This window comes from Thauera chlorobenzoica, from assembly GCF_001922305.1.
GTDB classification, from domain to species: domain Bacteria; phylum Pseudomonadota; class Gammaproteobacteria; order Burkholderiales; family Rhodocyclaceae; genus Thauera; species Thauera chlorobenzoica.
Genome location: NZ_CP018839.1, coordinates 3,039,572 through 3,058,808, shown reverse-complemented (window position 1 = coordinate 3,058,808; position 19,237 = coordinate 3,039,572). Strand labels below are relative to the sequence as shown.

Genomic DNA, 19,237 nt, shown 5'->3' with positions numbered 1-19,237 from the left:
CTCGCGTGCGTATTACCATTCCTATGTACGAAAAGGGCCGCAGTTTTGTCATGGCCGGCGGATTGGTCAAAGCATACGAAGGGCACAGGTTCGTCTATCTACATTTATTGTGCCAAGGGCTCGAATGCATAGGAAAAGCTTTGCTATTAGCCCATGACTATGGAAAGTACGAGCCAATCCTACGAAAGGATTTCGGTCATGATCTGGAGGTTCTTGTTGCTGAGGTTGATCGAAACGCGGGCGGACCATTCTTGTCGAGCCAATCAACATCAGAACTGAAGTTGCTCAATGCTTATTACAAGCGTCACATGCTGCGCTATGGCGATGCCGGAGATTTTAATAAAGAGTCCCTGCAGGTGTGCGCAGACCATCTTCACAGCGATTTGGTCAACTGCCTTACTGAATTGAACGAAATTTTCGCCACGGAGAAAGGCGATGCCTAACTTGGCGCTCAACCTCGCTCCCTTCGGTCGCTGGACGCTGCGCGATAAAGCCGGCCAAGTGGAGTGGGGCCGCTACTTCGCCGCACAGCAAGATGCGTGTTTTGCCGCCTTCAAGGCTTCGATTCCCGGCGTGGTACCACCCCGGCGCGGCCGCCCCGGTAAGCGTGGCTCGCATGCGAACGGAGGCCAGAATGCTGCCTGACCTGCACATGCCAGAGATCGTGATCGAGCGCGCTGGTGAACTGGTGACTACGAGCCTTGCGATCGCCGAAGGCACTGAAGTTGAGCACGCATCAGTTATCAAGCTGGTACGGAAGTACCTTGAAGATCTGGAAGAGTTCGGAAGGGTTGGATTTGAAATCCGACCCTTTGAAACCGCAGGCGGAACGCAGCGGCAAGAGATCGCCTTCCTCAACGAACCCCAGGCGACGCTGCTGCTCACCTACATGCGCAACAGCGACATCGTGCGCGGGTTCAAGAAGGCGCTGGTCCGGGCCTTCTTCGATCTGCGCGATTCGGCGGCGGGCGTGGCAGCGGCACCCGGCCTGCCCACCTCGGTGGCGCACCGGGCCGATCACATCGTGGCGGCCACCCGCAGCTTCAACGGCCTGCTGCGCGCAGCACAGGGGCTGCGCCTGGGCCACGCCCACGCGGCCCGCTCGGCCAACGCCGCCACCCTGCGCCACACCGGCATCGACCTCATGGAAGAGCTCGGCGTTACCGACGCCGACCTTGCCGCCAGCGCCCCGGCCGTCAGCGCAGACACCCGCCTGCGCGCCATTTCTCACGACGACGGCACCGCCAGCCGCGTTTCCGCCTGGCTGGACGCCCCCGAGCAGGCCGCCCGCAACCACTTCGAATCACAGGACATCCTGTCCGGCGCCATCGGCCTCACCCCCGGCCACAGCGATTTTCACGGCGCCCAAACCCGCCTCGGCTACATCATGGCGCGGCTGGGCTGGCGCAAACAGCGCATGGCGAAGGGGGCGCGGCGGTATGTGTATGTAAGGCCGGAGGGATAGGCGTAAAAAGCCCGCCCGAGAAGGAGCCCGGGCGGGCTTTGTACTGCTTAGAACAGGGTCAGTTGACCCGGATGCGAGCGCCAGTGTGCGCACACATGTTCGCGGTTGCCGAAGCGGGTGCGAACGTAGGCGCGCACGCGGACGGTCTTGCGGCGTTGGATGAGACGTGCCGACATGTTCGTGTCCTATATAAGGAACGAAGGCAATATCCGGCCCGCGATGCATCGTTGTAGTACCGCGTGATACCATGCGGTACTACTTGTTTAAGCGAGTATGCGTCGCGGGGGGCAGAGGGGTGCCCTCACCACCGTGCCGGTGGCAGCAGAGCGTTGGCGCGCTCGACTACCACATCAAGTTGTACCGCCTAGGCCCACAGTTCATGTCTTACCAGGACGCTTCTGAACTGTGGGCTTTCCTTTGCTGGCCTCGAATGGGCGGTGCATCACTCGAGGCCGCGTGCATGCGCGGTGTTCATCGTTTCTCCATGATGCTTACTCGAAATACCTGCGAACTTCGCCCTTAAGGTTGGTGAGCAGCCGCCAGTTTCCGGTCTCATGACGTACGCGGCCGGCCACAATGGCTGGGTGGATGCGTAGCTTTCTGGCCAGAGCAAGGGCGTTTTCCGCTGTCGGGACGGTTCTGACGGCAGATTGCTCCCACTCGTTGGTGGGGATAAGTGCTTCGCTCGCGCCTGCATCGGCTTGCCGCTCTGCCTCTTCGTTCGAGCGGGTTTTGTCATCCAGATTGTCTGCGATGAACAAGTGCGAGGCGTTCAGGTGCTTTTGCACGTGCACCAGCTCATGCAACAGTGCAAACCAGAAGTTGTCGACCCGGTCGTAGCGAAGCGTCAGTGCCACCACCGGCGTTTCGCCATCAAGCATGGCCGCGCCGTCGAGGTAGGTTTTCTTGAAATGCTCCTCGATCACGAGCGCGATGCCGCTTTGGGCGAGGTACTCTTGTGCAAGCTTAGGCCCACTGTCAAAGGCGGAAAGCCGGACCAGTTCCTGCAGCCAGTCGGTGGTGATCACACCCGGCTTGTACTTGCCGGTCAGGGCAATTTTGCGGCTCTTCTTCAGCACGGCAACTCGCCAGACCAGCAGGGCGTATTCGTCCATGGTCCGGGCTCCACTCTGCTGGAGCGGTGCGCGCAGTAGCGCGGGCTCTGGTCCGTCGGGCGAGACGCCATGCATGAAACCGCGTACGAGTTCTTCCGCCTTCGCTTTTGCGAGCTTGATCCCGCCGGCAAACTTCCCGAAGTACCCGCGATCGAGCATTTCTGCCAGAGGGAACTTGCTGTAGTCGTAGTGCGGTGTTTCGGAGAGGTCGATGTCTTCGTTGTCCGAGCCGCTCAGCAATACGTCTGCCGGGATATCCAAGGCACGGTGAAGCTTCCGGATCATGGAAAGGCTCAGTGGCCGCTTGCGTGCCAGCACCTCGGACACCTTGGGTATTGAGCCGATGAACGGCTCCAGATCCTTCTTGCTCAACCCTCGCTGGTCCATTGCCAGCAAGATGGCATCGATGGGGTCGATGACGGCCGGCGCAACCTTGGTGCGCTCATAGTCGGCAATGACCACTGCAAGCAAGTCGAGCGCAGCTTCGTCATCGGACCCGGCTGCAATGTCTTGGTCCATGAGAGCCGATAGGCGAGCCAGCGCAGCATGATATTCACGCTCCGTCTTGATTACCCGTACTTGTTGATCCATTTCAGCTCCCCTCTCGCCCAATTGTCGGCATGCGTCGTTCAAAAATCCTGCTTGTCGTACTCTGCATGTGTGCCGACCCACTCGATCAAAACGATCCCGTTCTGATACTTTGCCTTCACCACCAGCCTGTAGCTGTTTCCCTTGATGTTGAAGATCACCCGGTTGTCCGCCAGGAAACTGGCGCTCGGGTATCGGTTCTTCACATCCTGCGGGCCTGACCATTGCGCACGTTCGACGTCCACCTGCCACGCATCCAGCGGCCGACGCGCATCCGCATGTGTGCGCTTAAAGGCATCCAGCAGGATCTGGCCGAGCAGTCGCATGAGGTTCGTTAGTTTCCCTGTTGGTTCGGATTATAGCGTTCCCGTATTGTCGCGCAAGTACATTTCCCTTTTTGGGAAGTTTGAAATTGTTGTGCGGACCAACCAATTGACGGAACTGTCAAGGTGAACTGTTCACCTGAACAGTTCCGCCCGCCGCCGGCACTCTGGCCGGCATGGGAATCTACAGCCACCACACCGTCGAGCAACTCCACCAGCTGCGTGACACCCTCACGCAGTCGCTGCACGACCGCCTGACCAAGGCCACCACCGCCGCCAGCGGTGACCGCCGGGTCCAGTTCGACCAGCACACCGCCGAGATCCGCAAGGAAATCGCCGCGGTCTGCGCCGAGCTCGACGTGCGTGCCGGCACTCACGCCCACCGGCCCATCTACCTGGTGTGAGCATGGCACGGCGGCCCGGCAAACCTCACCTCACGCTCCGCACCCAAGCGGGGCAGGGTGGTGCGGCGCTGGCCGGGCAACACCAGTCCGCCGGGTACGATCTCGCCACCGCCGACTGGAATCCTGTTGCCGGCAGTGCAGATGCCGACCTGCTGCCGGACCTGGACACGCTCACCGCGCGTTCCCGCGATCTCGCCCGCAACAACGGGCTGATGGGCGGCGCCATGCAGACGATGCGCGACAACATCGTCGGCAGCGTGCTCAAGCTGTCTGCCATCCCCGACTACCGGCTGCTGGGCTGGACGCGCGAGCAGGCCCGCGAGTGGGCCAACAACACCGAAGCGCATTTCCGCAGCTGGGCCGCCACCTCCGAATGTGATGCCGGCCGCACGCTCAACCTGTTGGGCCTCACCTTGCAGGCCCTGGGTGGCGCCATGCTCGATGGCGACGCCCTGGCCCTGCCTCTGTGGCTGCCCCGTTCCGGCAGCGCCTGGAACACCCGCCTGCTGCTGGTGGATGCCAACCGGCTCAGCACACCCACCAGCATGATGCACCGCGACGACATCCGCGCCGGTATCGAGCAGGACTACTACGGCGCCCCGGTGGCCTACCACATGCTGGAACGCCACCCCGCTGACGCACTTGCAGGCTTCGGGCTGGGCAGCGCGCACACCCAGCGCTGGGCCCGCATCCCGGCCTTCACCGCCTGGGGGCGGCGCCGTGTCATCCACCTGCACGACAAGGAGCGCACCGGCCAGAGCCGCGGCAAGCCCATCGTCTCGGCGGTGATGCGCGAGTTCCATATGGCGGGCAAGTACGCGAACAACGAGCTGCAGGCCAGTCTGGCCAACAGCCTGGTCGCCGCCTTTTTGGAATCCGACCTCAGCCCGGATGCCGCCGCCGCGCTGTTCGGCGACAGCCCCGAGGGCGTGCGCGAACAATGGAACACCTCGGTGCGCCAAGCCCGCAGCATCCGCAAGCTGCAGGGCGGGGCGGTGATTCCGCTGCCGGTGGGTGCGCGCCTGTCCAGCTTCAATCCCGGCCGCCCCAACCCGGCCTTCGAAGCCTTCATGCTTGCCTCGCTGCGCCACATCGCCGCCGGCATGAACCTGCCTTACGAGCTGCTGCTGAAGGACTTCAGCAAGAGCAACTACAGCAGTGCCCGCGCCGCGCTGCTCGAGGCCTGGCGCTACTTCAATGGCCGCCGCCGCTGGCTGTCGGACTACTGGCTGCAGGCCGTGTACGAGCTGTGGCTGGAAGAGGCTGTCAACGCCGGCCTGGTCGAGGCCCCGGACTTCTACCGCAACCGCTACGCCTACTGCCGGGCCCGATTCATCTTCGGCGGCAAGGGCTGGGTCGATCCGGTCAAGGAAGTGCAGGCGGTGGTGCTGCGCATGGCCGCCGGGCTGTCGACGCTGGAAAAGGAATGCGCCGAGCAGGGCGAGGATTTTGAAGAGATCCTCGACCAGCAGGCCATCGAGAAGGCGATGAAGGAAGTGCGTGGCCTCTCTACCGCCGCCCCCGATGCAACCCGCCGCAGCGGTCTGACCCGGCGTGACACCGAAGCTGCGGGCGACGACACCGCCTCTGCAGGTCCCGACGACGAAGCCGACGACGGCCCCTCGTCGGACGCCGCCAGCGCTGCGGCCTACCACGACACCCTCGCCATGCTCGGCCAGGAGGCCGTCACGTCATGAAGTATCCGCACCTTGCCGCGCGCGTGTTCAACACACCGCTGCTCATCCACCCGCAAAAGCTCGACGCCATCATCGCCGGCCTGGGCGGTCGCCTGCTCGATACCGACCTGTCCGGGGTGGCGCACGCCGTGCAGGCGTCTGCACTGCCGGCGGAACTGTTCAGCACCCGCCGCGTGGAAGACAAGGACCGCCGCCCCGGCTACGCGATCATCGACGGCGTGGCCGTCATCTACGCCAGTGGCGTGCTGGCCCATCGCGGCCGCTTCGTCATGGCCAGCAGCGACCGCATCCTCGGTTACAACGACCTGGCCGCCGCGCTCGAAATGGCCCAGGCCGACACCGACGTACACGCCGTGCTGCAAGTTTTCGACACGCCCGGTGGCGAAGCGCAAGGCGCTTTCGAGTACCACGACCGCCTGCGTGAGGTGCGCGGCAACAAGCCCGTGTGGGGCATCGCCGACGGGCTGGCCGCATCCGCCGGCTACCTCGCGGCGGCGGGCCTGGAACACTTCGCCATCACCCGCACCGGCTACGCCGGGTCCATCGGCGTGGTCATGCGCCACGTCGATCTGTCGCAAGCCCTGGCGCAGGAAGGCATCCGCGTCACGCACATCTACGCCGGCGACCACAAGGTGGACGGCAACCAGTTCGAGCCGCTGCCCGACAGCGTGCGCGCCGACCTCCAGGCCGAAATCAACGACCTCCACCAGATGTTCATCAGCGCCGTGGCCAACGGCCGCCACCTGGACCCTGAGGCCGTCCGCAAGACCCAGGCGCAAACCTATCGCGGCCAGGCCGCCATCGATGCCGGCTTGGCCGACCGCATCGCCACCACCGATCAACTCATCGCCGAACTGGCCGGGCTTCGTGCCCGACCGCATCCCGTCGGGCAGTCCGCCCGCATCACTGCTCAACAAGGAGAACCCCTCATGAGCGAAACCCCCCAGGCGGGCACCACGACGCAGCCCGCCACCCCGGCCGCCGTGCAGGCGGCCTCCCCGAGCCTCTCGCAAGCGGATATCGATCGCGCCCGCGCCGAAGGCGTGGAGCAGGGCACCCAGGCCGAGCGCGCCCGCGTTGGCGCCGTGCTCGCACATCCGTCCGCGTCCTGCTCGCCGCTGGCACTGCAGTGCATCAGCACCGGGCTGACCACCGAGCAGGCCACCGCGGTGCTGGGCGCGGTGCCTGCGGCCGCAACCGTCGCGGCCGCGCCCAACAACGCCTTTGCCGCCGCGATGGCCGCCGTACCCAATCCCGGCGTGTCCGGCATCGAGGCCGCCGCCACCCCCGACAACACCGAAGCCGCCCTGGCCGCCAGCATCGTCGGCCTGATCGGCAACGCTCGCCAATAAGGAAGCATCGCCATGGACTACAAGGCCAAGTTCGCCACCGAAGGCGCTTATGCGCCCGACGGGCTCATCGCGGGTAACGCGCATCTGCTGGTCGCCCGCAAGGTGACGGTCAAGAGCGGCCAGAACCTCGTGCGTGGTGCCGTTATCGGCAAGGACGACGACGGCAAGTATCTGCTCAGCCTCTCCGCCGCCTTGGATGGCAGCCAGACCCCCGACCTGATCATGGCCGAGGCCTGCGACGCCACCGCCGCCGATACGCAGGCGCTGGCCTACGAGCGCGGCGACTTCAACGCCAACGCACTCACCCTCGGCACCGCCCACACCGTCGCCAGCATCCGCGACGGCCTGCGTGCCAAGGGCATCACCATCCTGCCGGCCATGGCCGCCTGACGAGGAGTATCAGCATGGACATTTTCACCATTGGCGTCCTGCGCCGGGTCGTTGAAGCGCTGCCCGAGCCGCAACCCTTCTTCCTCAACAGCTTCTTCCGCGAAGAGCAGCGCGAGGACAGCGAGGAAATCCACTTCGACCTCGACACCGGCAAGCGCCGCATCGCCCCCTTCGTCGCGCCGATCGTCGCCGGCAAGGTGGTGCAGTCGCGCGGCTACGTCACCAAAACCTTCAAGCCCGCCTACGTCAAGGACAAGCGGGTGTTCGATTCCTCGCGCCCCTTCAAGCGCGCCATCGGAGAGCGCATCGGCGGCGAATACAGCCCCGCCCAGCGTCAGCAACTGCTGCTCGCCCGTGACCTGCAGGACCAGATCGACATGCTCACCCGTCGCCTGGAAGTGATGGCTGTCGAAGCCCTGCGCACCGGCAAGGTCGTCGTCAAGGGCGACGAGTACCCCGAAGTCGAGGTGAACTTCCAGCGCCACGCCGACCTGACCAAGGCGCTCACCACCACCGCGCGCTGGGGCGAATCCGGCGTGAAGCCGCTGGACGATCTGCAGACGTGGTCGCTGCTCGTATCGCAGCACTCCGGTGCCACCGCCAACACCGTGGTAATGGATCTCAAGGCCTGGCAGCTCTTCAGCGCCGACGCCGAAGTGCAAAAGCTCCTCGACCGCTTCCGCGGCCGCGACCAGCTCAACCCCACCGTCACCGGCGAGGGCGCCCGCTACATGGGCAACGTCGGCGACTTCGACATCTGGGTGCACACCGGCTGGTACGAACACCCGGACACCGGCGCCGTCACCCCTTACCTGCCGGACTACACCGTGCTCGTCATCAGCCCGGAGCTCGACGGCGTGCGCTGCTTCGGCGCCATCAAGGACGAAGAGGCCGGCTTCCAGGCGCTGCCGTACTTCCCCAAATCCTGGCTCGAGAAGGACCCGGCTGTGCGCTACCTGCTCATGCAGTCTGCGCCGCTGCCGGTCCCGTACCGCGTCAATGCGTCCTTCTGCGCCACCGTGCGCTGATCGGGGAGGGTGACATGAAGCTCATCGCCAAAGTCACCCTCGTCACCGGTGCGGGGGACATCCCGCCCGGCGGCGAGATCGACGTGAAGGACAAGGCCGAAGCCGAGTCGCTCATCGCGCGTGGATTCGCCACGCCCGTTCGCACCGCCTCGCCCAAGGCCGAACCCAAGGCCGAAGACCAGGGCGAAGCCGGCCTCGAAGGCGAGGGCGCCTGACCATGCCCCTCACCGCCCCCTTCGCCGACATCGAAGACATGCTCACCGGAGCCGCCTTCGCGCTGCTCTCCAATGTCGTCGTCACCCCGGCGACGGGCGGCGAGTTCCTTGCCATCTTCCGCCTCGCCGACATCGATCCGCTCTCGCCCCCGTCCATTGTGGGGGACTACGAGCTGCGCTATCCGCTTGCGGACGCCACGCTTGTGCCGGGTGACATCCTCACCCTGCGCGGCCAGCAATACCGCGTCGCCGACGATCCCTACCGCCTCGCCGACGGGCACGAAGCCGTCGTCCCCCTGCGCGAGGTCGCTGCCTGATGTTCGCCCTCGAATCCCCCATCCTCGCCCGCCTCGCTGCCGATCCCGCCCTCTCAGGCTGGGCCGTGCGCAGCAGCGCCGCCGAGACCACCCGTCGTCCGTTGCCGGCCGTCGAGGTGCGGTGCGAGGGCGCCGACATCGCCGACGCACGCAACACCGCCGTCGCGGTAGGGGTCGCCTGGGGCGTGCACCTGGTGACCCAGTACAGCACGGCCGCCATGGGCGAACTCGATGCCGCCTTTGCCGCCGTGGTGGCCAGCCTGCACAACTGGGCGCCCGGCACCCAGGGCGGGCGTGCCTGGCAGCGGCTGCAACTACAGCAGGTCCAGCGCGAAACCACCGACCAAGGCCTCGTCGCCTACAACCTCATTTTCAAAACCGCCGCCCGCTACGACGGGCAACCGTAACAACAGGAGCCCGTCATGGCACTGATCCACACCAGCAACGAATACCAGATCCCCCGCGGGCGCCTGTACTGGGACCCGCGTGACGCCGCCACCGACGCCCTGACCGGCGAGGAAGAATTCGGTAACTGCCCGTCCTTCACCATCGCCATCGAAACCGAAAAGCTCGAACACTTTTCCAGCCAGACCGGCTTGCGCGAGAAAGACGACTCCCGCGTCGTTCAGGTCGACCGTAGCGCCACCGTCACCTGCGACAACGTCTCCTTCGACAACCTCGCCAAGTACCTTTCCGGCCAGGTTGAAACCGTCTCGCAAACCTCCGACGCCGTCACTGCCGCCACCCTGGCGGTCATCCCGGGGCGCTTCTACCAGCTCGGCCGGTCCGACACCAACCCCGCCGGCGACCGCAACATCAGCAGCCTCGTCATTACCGACAGCACCGCCACCACCACCTACGTGGCCGGCACCGACTACGCCGTTGACCTCGTCAAAGGGCGCCTGCAGATCATCGATGCCGGCAGCATCGTCGCGGGCGACATCAAGGTCAGCTACAGCAAGGCTGCCAAATCCTGGAAGCGCATCAAAACCGGTGCGGCCTCCGAGCTGCGCGGGGCGATCCGCGTCGTTTCCGACAATGCCGGTGCCACCAACCGCGACTACTACATGCCTCTATGCATCCTCAAGCCCGCCGGTGAGCTGCCGGTGATCGCCGAAGAGGCCGAGTACGTGACCATGGAATTCGAGCTCGAAGTCCTCACCCCGCCCAACGGCGCCGCCATCTACCTCGATGACGCCCCGGTCGCCGAATAAGCCTGCCGCCAGACCAGAGCGCCTTGCCGCAGGGCAGGGCGCTCGAGCCTGCCGACTGCCGACCCCTGCCGCCATGCCCACAACGCCCTCTCCGCGCCCGGCGTGCGCGGCCCGCCCAACCCAAGCCCGCCCGCAGGACCGCCGATGACCGACCGCATCGTCACCACCGCAAGCTACACCGGCAGCGGCGTCTCCATCGTCAGCGCGCTCACCCTCACCGACCTCGGCATCCTCATCGGCATCGCAACCGCGCTGGCGACGCTGCTGCTCAACGGCGTCTACCACTACCGGCGCGATCGCCGCGAGCGCGAAGCGCACGCCATCCGCCTGGAAGTGCTGCGCGGCGAAGCCGAAGACCGCCGCCGCGCCACCCTGCCGGTTGCCCTCGACCGCCGCCGCCCCTGCGCCGACATCGCCGACTGCCCCTACAGCCATGATTAAGCGCTCCCTGGTCGCCTCCCTGAGCGTGTCCGCAGCCGCCCTGATCGGGCTGGCCGTGTCCGAAGGCTATGTCGGCGAAGCGATGACCCCGACCAAGGGCGACCGGCCCACCCTCGGCTTCGGCTCGACCTTCCACGCCGACGGCCGCCCGGTGCAGCTGGGCGATCGCACCGACCCGGTGCGCGCCCTGGTGACACTGCGCGCGCACGTGGACAAGGAAGAGGCCGCATTCCAGCGCTCGCTGCCCGGCGCCCGCCTCACGCAGGGCGAATACGACCTGTACATGGACTTCGTCTACCAGTACGGCACCGGGGCCTGGAGCGGATCGAGCATGCGCCGCCGCATCCTGGCGCAGGACTACCGGGGGGCCTGCGATGCGCTGCTCCTGTGGCGCAAGCAGGGCGGGCGCGACTGCTCTCTGCCGCAACACTGGGGGCCGCAAGGCTGCAAGGGCGTATGGACGCGCCAACTCGAACGGCACGCGAAGTGCCTCGCCGAGCAGGAGGGCTGAATGCCGACCGCCCAAATCACCGACCTCGCCGCCTGGAAGGCCGCCCACGCCCGCCCGATCGCCGACGCCTGCCGCTGGTCGGAGGCGGTCGAAACCCTGTGGCTCGCCAACCTGCGCATCGGCTTCGCCTGGCAGCGCATGTTCCTGCGCGCACTGGGGGCGCGATGACCCAGATCACCGTCATCGTGCTGTGCATCGTGCTCGCCGCCTCCCACGTCGGCGCCTACCTCATGGGGCGCAGCGCCAACGCCAGCGCCCAGCGCGACCAGGCGCTCGCCTACGCCGGCGAGCTCGTCCGCCGCCAGGGCACCGTCGACGCCCTCGCCGCCGACCTCGAGGCCGAGCGCCAGAAGCGCATCCCCAAAAACCGCACCATCACCCGCGAGGTCGTCCGCTATGTCGAACTCCCTGCCGCTCGCCGCTGCACTCTCGATCCTGCTTGGCGCCTGCTCCACGACGCCGCCGCCACCGGCGAGCCCACCGACCCCGCCCGCCTGGCTGCTGCAGACGCCGCGCCCGTTGCAGACGCTGCCGCCCTCGACACCGTCGCCGCCAACTACGAACAGTGCCGGGACGCACTCGCCCAGCTAGTCGGCTGGCAGCAGTGGTGGCGCGCAGTGCAGACGTCTGCACGGGCAGGGGAGTGAGCCGTGGCGCGTAATCCCGTCACCCGCATCATCATCACCGCCAAGGATGAAGCCTCGGCGGTGTTCAGCAGCCTGCAGACCAAGGTCGCCGCCGTCGGCGTGGCGATTGCCGGCTACTTCGGCGCCCGCCTGTTCGGCGACGCCATCGGCAGCGCGCGCGACTTCGAAAGCGCCATGTCGGCGGTGCAGGCCGCCTCGGGCGCGTCCGGTGCCGAGCTCGACAAGTTGCGCAGCGCCGCCGAAGCTGCCGGCGCCACCACCAAGTACACCAGCGTTGAAGCCGCCAGCGCGCTGGAAAACCTCGCCAAGTCCGGCCTGTCGGCCACCGACGCGGTGCAGGCGCTGCCCGCAGTGCTCAACCTTGCCCAGGCCGGCGGGGTGGAGTTGGGCACCGCCGCCGAGTACGTCACCAAGGCCGTCAACGGCATGGGGCTGGAGTTCGCCGAGGCGGGCAGGGTGGCCGACGTACTGGCGATGGGTGCCAACGCCTCCAACACCAGCGTCGACGGCCTCGCCCAGGCCTTGAGCTACGCCGCACCGCTGGCCAATAGCCTCGGCCTGTCGCTCGAGCAAACCGTCGCCATGATCGGCAAGTTCGCCGACGCCGGCATCGACGCCGGCCGCGCCGGTACCGCGCTCAACAGCATCCTCGCCCAGTTCAGCGACCCGGCCAGCAAGTTCCGCAGCGAACTGGCCGCCGCCGGCATCACCACCGGCGACTTTGACCAGGCCCTGCGCCAGCTCGCCGCCGCCGGCCCCGGCGGGCAGAAGGCCATCAACGCCGTCGGCCAGGAAGCCGGCCCGGCGCTGCGTGCGCTGCTCAACCAGGGCATCGGCGCGCTCGACGCGCTCAAGGGCAAGCTCGACGAATCGGCCGGCAGCGCCGCCACCTTCGCCCAGGTCATGGGCGACAACCTCGACGGCGCCACCAAGGGCCTGGGCAGCGCCTGGGATGCGCTGCTGATCAAGCTCGGCTCTCCGGTGCTCGACACCCTCAAGGGCCAGGTCAACGCCATCGCTGAGCGCCTGCGCGGCTTCGTCGCCGACGGCACGGCGACCGCGTTCGGCAACGCGATCCGCGCCGCGTTCGAATCCGCCGGGCGCTGGGTGGCGGAGTTCGTCGGCAAGCTCGACTTCACCGCCATCGCCGCCTCGCTGCAGGCCTTCGCCGCGCGCGCCGGCGAAATCTTCACCGCCATCGGCCAGCACGCCAGCACCGCGGGCAACACCTTGCAGACCGCCTACGGGGTGATGTCGGCCGGGATCAATATCGTGCTCGCCGCCGTCTATAAGCTCGGGGAGGGCATGTCATGGCTGGCCTCGGCCTTCCTCGCCGATCTCGCGCTGATCACCGACGGGCTGTCCAAGATCACTTTCGGCGATCTATCCGCCGGCTTTGCCAGCGCCGCCGCCAGCATGCGCGCCGAAGCCCAGGCCACCTACGCCGTGCATGAAGCGTTCGGGCGCAAGGCGGGGGAGGCGTTCGACGCCGCCACCCAGGGCGCGCTTACCGCGCGCGAAGGCTGGGCCGCCCTGACCACCACCGCCACCCAGTCTGCCACCGCCACCGCCCAGGCGCTGGGCCAGGTCGAACGCCAAGCCGGCCTCACCGCCGACCAGGTCGAAGCGCTGGGCGACGGCGCGGAGGTCTCCGCCGGCAAGGTGGTGGAACTTGGCACCAAGGCCCAGCAGTCAAGCACCCAGCAGCAGCGCGCTGCACAGGAGGCGCAGGCCAGAGTGGCCGACCTGCGTGCCGAGTACCAGCGCCTGATCTCCGCGGGCGACACCCAGGGCGCCACCGAGATCCTGATCGAGATACAGAAGGAGTTGCGCAACACCGGCACCGAAGCCCGCGCCACAGGCGACGAACTGGAGCTGGCCTTCCACCATCTTGGCGTCACCAGCCAGGCCAAGCTCAACGAACTGGCCGAAGGCGCCCGCCGCTCGTTCGATCTCATCCGCAACAGCGGCACCGCCACCCCGCGCGAGCTTCAGCAGGCCTTCGCCGCCTACGCCGAAAAAGCCATCGCCGCCAACGGCGGCGTTGCGTCTTCCGCCCTGAAAGCCGAAGCCGGCATGTACAAAGTGCGCATCGCCGCCGACGAGGCGGGCAACGCTGTCGTCAGCAGCATGGGCAACGCCGCCTCGGCCACCGCCCAGCTCGGCGCTCAGGCCGAGGCTGCCGCAGCCAAGTACGCCGTCCTCGGCGCGACCATCGCCGGCCTGCCGGCGCCTGGGGGAACTCCGCCGGGAGGACCGCCGCCGCCCGGCGGCGGGAGCAAGACCTACAAGCGCATGGACAACGGCCAGACCGCACTGCTCGATCGCGCCGAACGCCTCGGCGGCCTCGCGCTGCGCAAATCGATCGAAGCCGAATGGCAGCAGAAGGGCAAGAGCATGAGCCGCATGGCGGGGCTCGATCCGCGCTACGCGAAGATGCTCCAGGACACCGTCGAACGGCTCGACAAGCTGCAGATGAAGCAAGAGCACGACTCCGGCCGCTTCAATGCCAACGACCCCCGCGTCACCGGCTCCGCCCCGCGCGAAACCGTCACCACCTTCCGCGTCGAGATCGGCACCGGCGCCGGGCGCGTGGCCGCCATCAATACCGCCAGCCGGGCCGACGCCGACGCCTTGGTCGACCTGCTGCGCAAACTTGAAAACGACATGAGCCGAGCATGACCACCCCCACGCACACTCTCGACGGCGTTGCGCTCCCGGCCGGCATGATCTGGGAAGACGAATTCGACTGGTCGCCGGTCGCGTCCGAATCCGAATACAGCCTCACCGGCGCCCTCGTCATCGATGCCGCCACTCGCCAGGCGGGCCGCCCCATCACGCTCGCCGCCAACGACACCCGCGGCTGGTCGGGGATGACCCGCGACAAGGTCCTCGCCCTGCGCACCAAGGCCGCCGCACCCGGAGCCACCTATGCCCTCACGCTCGCCGACGGGCGCAGCTTCACCGTGGCTTTTCGCCCCGGTGACGAACCCATCACCGCCCGTCAGGTGTGGGACCGCGAACTGCCGCCGGCCGATTGGCCCTATGTCGTCACCCTTCGCCTGATTGAGATCTGACCCCATGCCCATCCAGGAACAAAACATCGTCTTCGTCGAATCGCAGGTCATGGACGACGTGCCCGAAGGCGGCGGCGCCGCCACCGGGCGCGTGATCGAAGACGGCGCCATGAACAACGTCTTCGAGGACATCTCCGACCTCGACCGCGCCTACGGCCGCTTCAACCTGCGCAAGCTCTTCCTCGCCGTGCGCACCCTGTCCACCGACCTCTACGGCGGCGCCAAGACGGTGGTCACCGCGCTGCCCGCCGACGAGGCGCTGGGCTACACCCTGTTTTCCAGCAACGACCCGTTCGACACCCGCGCCCAGGCCGCCGACAAGGTCGAGTCCTACCTCTACAAGGGCCCCACCTGGCCCGGCTACCTGTACGAAAACCACATCACCGGGATGCGTGCGATCAACCTGATCCAGCGCGTCGGCTCCGCCCTGCCGCCGATCGGTAAGACCCTGTGCATCGTCCAGAACGAAGGCTTGAGCACCGAGAAGGAACAGTACGTGCGCGTCACCAGCGTCGACGTGGTCGAGCAGACCTTCTCCGACGCCGCGCTCAGCAACAACCTCGAATTCCAGCGCTGGGTGGTGACGCTGGGCCTGTCCGACGCCCTGCGCCACAACTTTGCCGGCCACAGCCCCCGCTACTACGACACCCACTACAGCTACAGCGCCGCCGCCCGCATCCGCAACACCACGGTGGCCGACGCCGCGCGCTACTACGGCGCCCAGCCGCTGTCGGCCATTGCCAGCGTGGGCGATCGCGTGGTGCGCGCGGCGAGCATGTATACCAAGCTCGTGCCCTCGGCGCGCACCGAATCGGCGCTCGCCAACCAGATGCTGGGCGAGCGCGACATCATGGTCCCCACCGCCGCCGCGCCGATCACCACCACCGTGGCCGACGCCCACCTTTCCTTCGCCGCCAATGGCCGCCTCACCCTGGCCACCGGCGTGCTGCCCGGCTCGCTTGCCGGCCCGCAAAGCACCACCGACGACGGCGCCGGCACCGTGCTGCGCTCCGGGGTGGCGGTGGGCAGCATCGTCTATGCCACCGGCGATATCCAGTTCAACGCCGCCCCCGGCTACAGCGTGGGCAGCAGCGCGGACGTAAGCTGGCTGCCGGCGGTGGCCCTGGGCACCGCGGCCAACACCCTGTTCCGCCAGGTCACCGCCGAAAACCGCCGCTTCAACTGGGTCGAGACCCTGCTGCCCACCCCCGCCCCGGGGGCGCTGTCGGTCAGCTACATGGCCAACGGCAACTGGTACGTGCTCACCGACGACGGCACCGGCCTGCTCGTGGGCGCCGACTCCGCGCTTGGCGCCGGGCAGCTCTCCTACGTCACCGGGGTCGCCAGCGTCACCCTCGGCGCGCTGCCCGACGCCGGCAGCCTGATCCTGTTCAGCTGGGCCAACCGCGCCGCGCTCGCCATCCGCGACACCAGCGCCGTCACCCCCATCACCTGGTCCGGGGTGATCGGCGACCCGCTCGACGAACACGCCATCGCCCCCGGCAGCCTCACCCTCACCTGGCAGGCCGGCGGCCTCACTCAGACCCTGACCGACGACGGCGCCCACCTGCTCGCCGGCGACGGCTACGGCGCGGTCAGCTACACCCGCCGCGAATACTGGTTCCGCCCCGCGGTGCTGCCCGACCCCGGCACCACCCCGGTGGTCACCTACGACCGCGCCACCCTGGTGACCGAAACCTTTACCCCCACCCAGGACGGCAACGGCTTCGTCACCCTGCAGCTTGCGCAAACGCCGATCGTGCCGCGCTCGCTCAACATCGAGTGGGAAACGATCCGCACCAGCACCGCCACCGAAAAGGCCACCCAGACCCTGGGCAACGTCGCCTACTACGCCTCGAGCGCGGCCTATTCCTCCAGCACCAGCCTGAGCGCCAACGATGCCTGGAAGCGCCCCACCTACAAAAATGGCCGGGTCCGCGAGCAAGGGACTACCACCTCGTCCCAGCTCTCGACCCAAGACATCGAGTCGATCAAGCAAAACGAGGCCACCCGCAGCTTCGCCGAATCCGAATCCAGCACCAGCGTGGGCAACGTCGCGGTCCAAAAGCGCTGCACCGACGACGGTGCCGGCGCGCTCTACGGGCCGCAGGCCGGCTTTGTGGACTACGCCACCGGCCAGGTGTACTTCATCCCCACCGACGTCGTGCGCGCCGCCAGCTTCGGCATCGTGTCCACCGGCACCGTCTCGCAGTCGCTCGAAACCGAAGGCGGCAGCAGCACCAACAGCGCGAGCGCGGGCAGCAACACGACGATCTACCTCAACTACCTGGGCGAAGACGCCCGCGCAGGCGCCAGCGCGCAATCGGCCTCATCCTCCACCGCCATCCGCGGCTCTTCGGGCGGCGAATCTACCGCCGACACCGGCAGCTGGGGCAGCGAGGTGTTCACCGACACCTGGGGCAACGGCGCGCTCATCCGCGTCCAGTACGTCGTCACCTCCACCGTGCCCACTTCTGAATCCGTGACCCTGCCGGCGCAGTCCCTCAACATCGACATCGCCCCCTATACCGGCGACCCCGTCATCGCCGGATCGCTCGCCTTCCGCCTGGGCGGCGGCCTGTTCGTCGCCCGCGGCAGCCGCATCGTCATGAACCCCGACCGCCTCGGCAGCGGCCTCGAAGTGGGCACGCTCGACCTCGCCGCCGGCCGCGTCACCCTGGACTACTGGCCCGCCGGCGGCAGCGGCGCGGTGCAGGTGCTCGCCTGCCTCACCCAGTACGGCATCGAGCCGGCGATCGGCGCCGCCTTCCGCACGCCGGTGGCCCCGATCGCCCCCGAATCGCTCAACCTCACCGCCACCACCCTCGACGGCGAAACGATCAGCGCCACCGCCGACGCCGACGGCAAGATCACCGCCAGCTGGGTCTATGGCGCGGTCAACTACGAATTCGGCACCGTGCAGCTCGCCTTCGGCCAGTACGGCCCCGACCCCGAACACGACCCGCAAAGCCCCGACCCCGCGCCCACGGTGTGGATTGCCCGCCCGGTCGACCCCAGCTCGATCCGCTACAACGCCGTCGCCTACACCTATCTGCCGCTCGACGCAGGCATCCTCGGCATCGACCCGGTGCGCCTGCCCGCCGACGGCCGCGTCCCCATCTATCGCGCCGGCGACGTGGTCATGATCATGCACGCCGCCACCACCGCCCCGGCCACGGTCGCCAACGGCGGCACCGTCGACTGCGGCCGCACCCGCATCGCCTGGATTCGCGTCATCGACGCCACCGGCGCCACCGTGCGCGACGGCTTCACCCTCGACCGCGCCACCGGCCTCGTCACCTTCATCGACGTCTCGGGCATGACCATGCCGGTGACGGTGCGCCACACCGTCGGCGACCTGCGCCAGATCACCGACGCCCAGATCAGCGGCCAGCTCACCCTGGCGCGCGCGCTCACCCACGACTACCCGGCCGGCGAATCGCTCGTCGCCTCCTGCCTCATCCATGGCGACCGCCGCGCCCGCGTCAGTGCGGTGTGGGACCAGGCCACCTGGGACGGCACCTGGACCGACGCCCTCAAGGGCAGCGAGGCCACCGCCACCCTCGACACCATCGCCCACCCGATCGAAGTCACCAACGAAGGCGCCGAAACCGAACGCTGGATTCTGCGCTGGACCACCACCACCAACGTCGAACTCATCGGCCAGCGCCGCGGCCTGGTGTATTCCGGCCCCTTCACCGCCGACATCGCCCCGATCAACCCGCGCACCCGGATTTGGGACGCAGTGACCGAGACGTGGACCGGCGGCGTGCCGTACCTGACGATTCCCGTTGCCGCAAACGGCGGCGGGTGGTCGGCCGGTAACGTCGTGCGCATCAACACCGTCGGCGCGCTGGCCGACATCTGGATCGCCCGTTCGATCCAGCAATCCGACGAACCGATCGGCGATGGGGCGGATGGCGTGGAAATCTACGCGCTCGGCAACATCGACCGCCCGTAAGGACTAGACATGCCCACCCTGTCCAACGACCACGCGGAGGAGCGGCTGCAAGCCTGCCGCCTCCCCGCGCTGCAAGCCACCCTCGACCGGCTCACGGGTGCCGGCGAGGTCGTGAGCACCATCGTACTCTACGACAACGAGACCCCCACGGCGCCCGCCGCGGTTGCGCTCGTCACCATCCCCCTGACCGCTGCGGTCGGCACGATCAACGTCGACAACACCGACCCGCAGAACACCATGATCACGCTCGTCGTCACCGCCCCGCGCGAAGCCCTCGTGACCGGCGCCGACCCGAGCACCGGCACCGCGCCCCTGGGCGCCACCGTCTTCGACCCGGCCGGTGTGCGCGTGATGGATTTGACCGTGAGCCTGACGGGCGCGGGCGGCGAGGTGCAAATGGAGCCGAACGTCGAGGAGGGCGGGCTGCCGGTGGTGCGCCTGTTCAACGGGTCGCTCGCGCGACTCACCAGCATTTCTTTCGGGGGTTGAGCG

General features: G+C 67.5%; 23 protein-coding genes. 20 read left to right on the top strand and 3 right to left on the bottom strand.

Annotated features, from left to right (window positions below; genetic code table 11):
* Positions 1–5 precede the first annotated feature (5 nt).
* The 3 genes from Tchl_RS17820 to Tchl_RS18015 are packed head-to-tail and all read left to right on the top strand — an operon-like array spanning position 6 to position 1,465.
* Positions 6–443 carry a hypothetical protein gene (locus Tchl_RS17820; RefSeq protein WP_146060807.1) on the top strand — a complete coding sequence of 146 codons (438 nt, stop codon included), beginning with the start codon at positions 6–8 and terminating at the stop codon, positions 441–443.
* Between the two features lies 1 nt (position 444).
* A complete protein-coding gene (locus Tchl_RS17815; protein ID WP_157110121.1) occupies positions 445–645 on the top strand; it encodes a hypothetical protein in 201 nt (66 codons plus the stop codon).
* Positions 635–1,465, top strand: coding sequence for a Rha family transcriptional regulator (locus Tchl_RS18015; RefSeq protein ID WP_232311596.1), 831 nt, complete (start codon positions 635–637; stop codon positions 1,463–1,465). The genes Tchl_RS17815 and Tchl_RS18015 overlap by 11 nt, the downstream gene beginning before the upstream one ends.
* 47 nt (positions 1,466–1,512) lie before the next feature.
* Here the strand turns inward: Tchl_RS18015 and Tchl_RS18295 are convergent, their stop codons facing one another.
* The 3 genes from Tchl_RS18295 to Tchl_RS14200 form a co-directional block, all read right to left on the bottom strand.
* Positions 1,513–1,641 (bottom strand): hypothetical protein, encoded by a 129-nt coding sequence (locus tag Tchl_RS18295; RefSeq protein ID WP_268810549.1) that lies wholly within the window; start codon positions 1,639–1,641, stop codon positions 1,513–1,515.
* A 315-nt stretch (positions 1,642–1,956) separates the two neighbouring features.
* Positions 1,957–3,171 (bottom strand): ImmA/IrrE family metallo-endopeptidase, encoded by a 1,215-nt coding sequence (locus tag Tchl_RS14205; RefSeq protein WP_075148990.1) that lies wholly within the window; start codon positions 3,169–3,171, stop codon positions 1,957–1,959.
* Positions 3,172–3,209: 38 nt separating this feature from the next.
* A complete protein-coding gene (locus Tchl_RS14200) occupies positions 3,210–3,494 on the bottom strand; it encodes a type II toxin-antitoxin system HigB family toxin (protein ID WP_075148989.1) in 285 nt (94 codons plus the stop codon).
* Between the two features lie 173 nt (positions 3,495–3,667).
* Between Tchl_RS14200 and Tchl_RS14195 the strand changes: the two genes are divergently transcribed.
* The 17 genes from Tchl_RS14195 (at position 3,668) to Tchl_RS14120 (ending at position 19,234) form a co-directional block, all read left to right on the top strand.
* Entirely contained in the window at positions 3,668–3,895 is a 228-nt protein-coding gene (locus Tchl_RS14195) for a hypothetical protein (protein ID WP_075148988.1), read from the top strand.
* A gap of 2 nt (positions 3,896–3,897) precedes the next feature.
* A complete protein-coding gene (locus tag Tchl_RS14190) occupies positions 3,898–5,592 on the top strand; it encodes a phage portal protein (protein ID WP_075148987.1) in 1,695 nt (564 codons plus the stop codon).
* Positions 5,589–6,944: a S49 family peptidase gene (locus tag Tchl_RS14185; RefSeq protein ID WP_083945242.1), complete on the top strand. Its 1,356-nt coding sequence runs from the start codon at positions 5,589–5,591 to the stop codon at positions 6,942–6,944. Before Tchl_RS14190 ends, Tchl_RS14185 begins: the two co-directional genes overlap by 4 nt.
* Before the next feature lie 12 nt (positions 6,945–6,956).
* Entirely contained in the window at positions 6,957–7,334 is a 378-nt protein-coding gene (locus Tchl_RS14180) for a head decoration protein (RefSeq protein WP_075148986.1), read from the top strand.
* 14 nt (positions 7,335–7,348) lie between these two features.
* Positions 7,349–8,362 carry a major capsid protein gene (locus Tchl_RS14175; RefSeq protein ID WP_075148985.1) on the top strand — a complete coding sequence of 338 codons (1,014 nt, stop codon included), beginning with the start codon at positions 7,349–7,351 and terminating at the stop codon, positions 8,360–8,362.
* A 14-nt stretch (positions 8,363–8,376) separates the two neighbouring features.
* Positions 8,377–8,577: a hypothetical protein gene (locus tag Tchl_RS14170; protein ID WP_075148984.1), complete on the top strand. Its 201-nt coding sequence runs from the start codon at positions 8,377–8,379 to the stop codon at positions 8,575–8,577.
* Between the two features lie 2 nt (positions 8,578–8,579).
* Complete coding sequence (locus Tchl_RS14165) at positions 8,580–8,894, top strand: head-tail joining protein (RefSeq protein ID WP_075148983.1); 315 nt, start codon at positions 8,580–8,582, stop codon at positions 8,892–8,894.
* Positions 8,894–9,301, top strand: a complete 408-nt coding sequence (locus Tchl_RS14160; RefSeq protein WP_075148982.1) for a hypothetical protein — start codon at positions 8,894–8,896, stop codon at positions 9,299–9,301. Before Tchl_RS14165 ends, Tchl_RS14160 begins: the two co-directional genes overlap by 1 nt.
* Before the next feature lie 15 nt (positions 9,302–9,316).
* Positions 9,317–10,108 carry a phage tail tube protein gene (locus Tchl_RS14155; protein WP_075148981.1) on the top strand — a complete coding sequence of 264 codons (792 nt, stop codon included), beginning with the start codon at positions 9,317–9,319 and terminating at the stop codon, positions 10,106–10,108.
* Positions 10,109–10,252: 144 nt separating this feature from the next.
* A complete protein-coding gene (locus tag Tchl_RS14150; RefSeq protein WP_075148980.1) occupies positions 10,253–10,549 on the top strand; it encodes a phage holin family protein in 297 nt (98 codons plus the stop codon).
* Entirely contained in the window at positions 10,542–11,060 is a 519-nt protein-coding gene (locus Tchl_RS14145) for a glycoside hydrolase family protein (RefSeq protein WP_075148979.1), read from the top strand. The genes Tchl_RS14150 and Tchl_RS14145 overlap by 8 nt, the downstream gene beginning before the upstream one ends.
* Positions 11,061–11,228, top strand: coding sequence for a hypothetical protein (locus tag Tchl_RS17805; protein WP_157110120.1), 168 nt, complete (start codon positions 11,061–11,063; stop codon positions 11,226–11,228).
* On the top strand, positions 11,225–11,707 hold the full coding sequence (locus Tchl_RS14140; protein ID WP_075148978.1) for a hypothetical protein: 483 nt from the start codon (positions 11,225–11,227) through the stop codon (positions 11,705–11,707). The genes Tchl_RS17805 and Tchl_RS14140 overlap by 4 nt, the downstream gene beginning before the upstream one ends.
* A 3-nt stretch (positions 11,708–11,710) precedes the next feature.
* Positions 11,711–14,389 (top strand): phage tail tape measure protein, encoded by a 2,679-nt coding sequence (locus Tchl_RS14135; protein ID WP_075148977.1) that lies wholly within the window; start codon positions 11,711–11,713, stop codon positions 14,387–14,389.
* Positions 14,386–14,784, top strand: a complete 399-nt coding sequence (locus tag Tchl_RS14130) for a hypothetical protein (RefSeq protein WP_075148976.1) — start codon at positions 14,386–14,388, stop codon at positions 14,782–14,784. Before Tchl_RS14135 ends, Tchl_RS14130 begins: the two co-directional genes overlap by 4 nt.
* A gap of 4 nt (positions 14,785–14,788) precedes the next feature.
* Entirely contained in the window at positions 14,789–18,745 is a 3,957-nt protein-coding gene (locus tag Tchl_RS18010; RefSeq protein ID WP_075148975.1) for a hypothetical protein, read from the top strand.
* A gap of 9 nt (positions 18,746–18,754) precedes the next feature.
* Positions 18,755–19,234, top strand: coding sequence for a hypothetical protein (locus Tchl_RS14120; RefSeq protein WP_075148974.1), 480 nt, complete (start codon positions 18,755–18,757; stop codon positions 19,232–19,234).
* Positions 19,235–19,237: the final 3 nt, after the last annotated feature.

Excerpts from the sequence above, each read along its gene's own strand:
- Tchl_RS18015 (WP_232311596.1), top strand. The coding sequence starts at position 635 with ATGCTGCCTGACCTGCACATGCCAGAGATCGTGATCGAGCGCGCTGGT.
- Tchl_RS18295 (WP_268810549.1), bottom strand. The coding sequence starts at position 1,641 with ATGTCGGCACGTCTCATCCAACGCCGCAAGACCGTCCGCGTGCGCGCC.
- Tchl_RS14205 (WP_075148990.1), bottom strand. The coding sequence starts at position 3,171 with ATGGATCAACAAGTACGGGTAATCAAGACGGAGCGTGAATATCATGCT.
- Tchl_RS14200 (WP_075148989.1), bottom strand. The coding sequence starts at position 3,494 with ATGCGACTGCTCGGCCAGATCCTGCTGGATGCCTTTAAGCGCACACAT.
- Tchl_RS14195 (WP_075148988.1), top strand. The coding sequence starts at position 3,668 with ATGGGAATCTACAGCCACCACACCGTCGAGCAACTCCACCAGCTGCGT.
- Tchl_RS14190 (WP_075148987.1), top strand. The coding sequence starts at position 3,898 with ATGGCACGGCGGCCCGGCAAACCTCACCTCACGCTCCGCACCCAAGCG.
- Tchl_RS14185 (WP_083945242.1), top strand. The coding sequence starts at position 5,589 with ATGAAGTATCCGCACCTTGCCGCGCGCGTGTTCAACACACCGCTGCTC.
- Tchl_RS14180 (WP_075148986.1), top strand. The coding sequence starts at position 6,957 with ATGGACTACAAGGCCAAGTTCGCCACCGAAGGCGCTTATGCGCCCGAC.
- Tchl_RS14175 (WP_075148985.1), top strand. The coding sequence starts at position 7,349 with ATGGACATTTTCACCATTGGCGTCCTGCGCCGGGTCGTTGAAGCGCTG.
- Tchl_RS14170 (WP_075148984.1), top strand. The coding sequence starts at position 8,377 with ATGAAGCTCATCGCCAAAGTCACCCTCGTCACCGGTGCGGGGGACATC.
- Tchl_RS14165 (WP_075148983.1), top strand. The coding sequence starts at position 8,580 with ATGCCCCTCACCGCCCCCTTCGCCGACATCGAAGACATGCTCACCGGA.
- Tchl_RS14160 (WP_075148982.1), top strand. The coding sequence starts at position 8,894 with ATGTTCGCCCTCGAATCCCCCATCCTCGCCCGCCTCGCTGCCGATCCC.
- Tchl_RS14155 (WP_075148981.1), top strand. The coding sequence starts at position 9,317 with ATGGCACTGATCCACACCAGCAACGAATACCAGATCCCCCGCGGGCGC.
- Tchl_RS14150 (WP_075148980.1), top strand. The coding sequence starts at position 10,253 with ATGACCGACCGCATCGTCACCACCGCAAGCTACACCGGCAGCGGCGTC.
- Tchl_RS14145 (WP_075148979.1), top strand. The coding sequence starts at position 10,542 with ATGATTAAGCGCTCCCTGGTCGCCTCCCTGAGCGTGTCCGCAGCCGCC.
- Tchl_RS17805 (WP_157110120.1), top strand. The coding sequence starts at position 11,061 with ATGCCGACCGCCCAAATCACCGACCTCGCCGCCTGGAAGGCCGCCCAC.
- Tchl_RS14140 (WP_075148978.1), top strand. The coding sequence starts at position 11,225 with ATGACCCAGATCACCGTCATCGTGCTGTGCATCGTGCTCGCCGCCTCC.
- Tchl_RS14130 (WP_075148976.1), top strand. The coding sequence starts at position 14,386 with ATGACCACCCCCACGCACACTCTCGACGGCGTTGCGCTCCCGGCCGGC.
- Tchl_RS18010 (WP_075148975.1), top strand. The coding sequence starts at position 14,789 with ATGCCCATCCAGGAACAAAACATCGTCTTCGTCGAATCGCAGGTCATG.
- Tchl_RS14120 (WP_075148974.1), top strand. The coding sequence starts at position 18,755 with ATGCCCACCCTGTCCAACGACCACGCGGAGGAGCGGCTGCAAGCCTGC.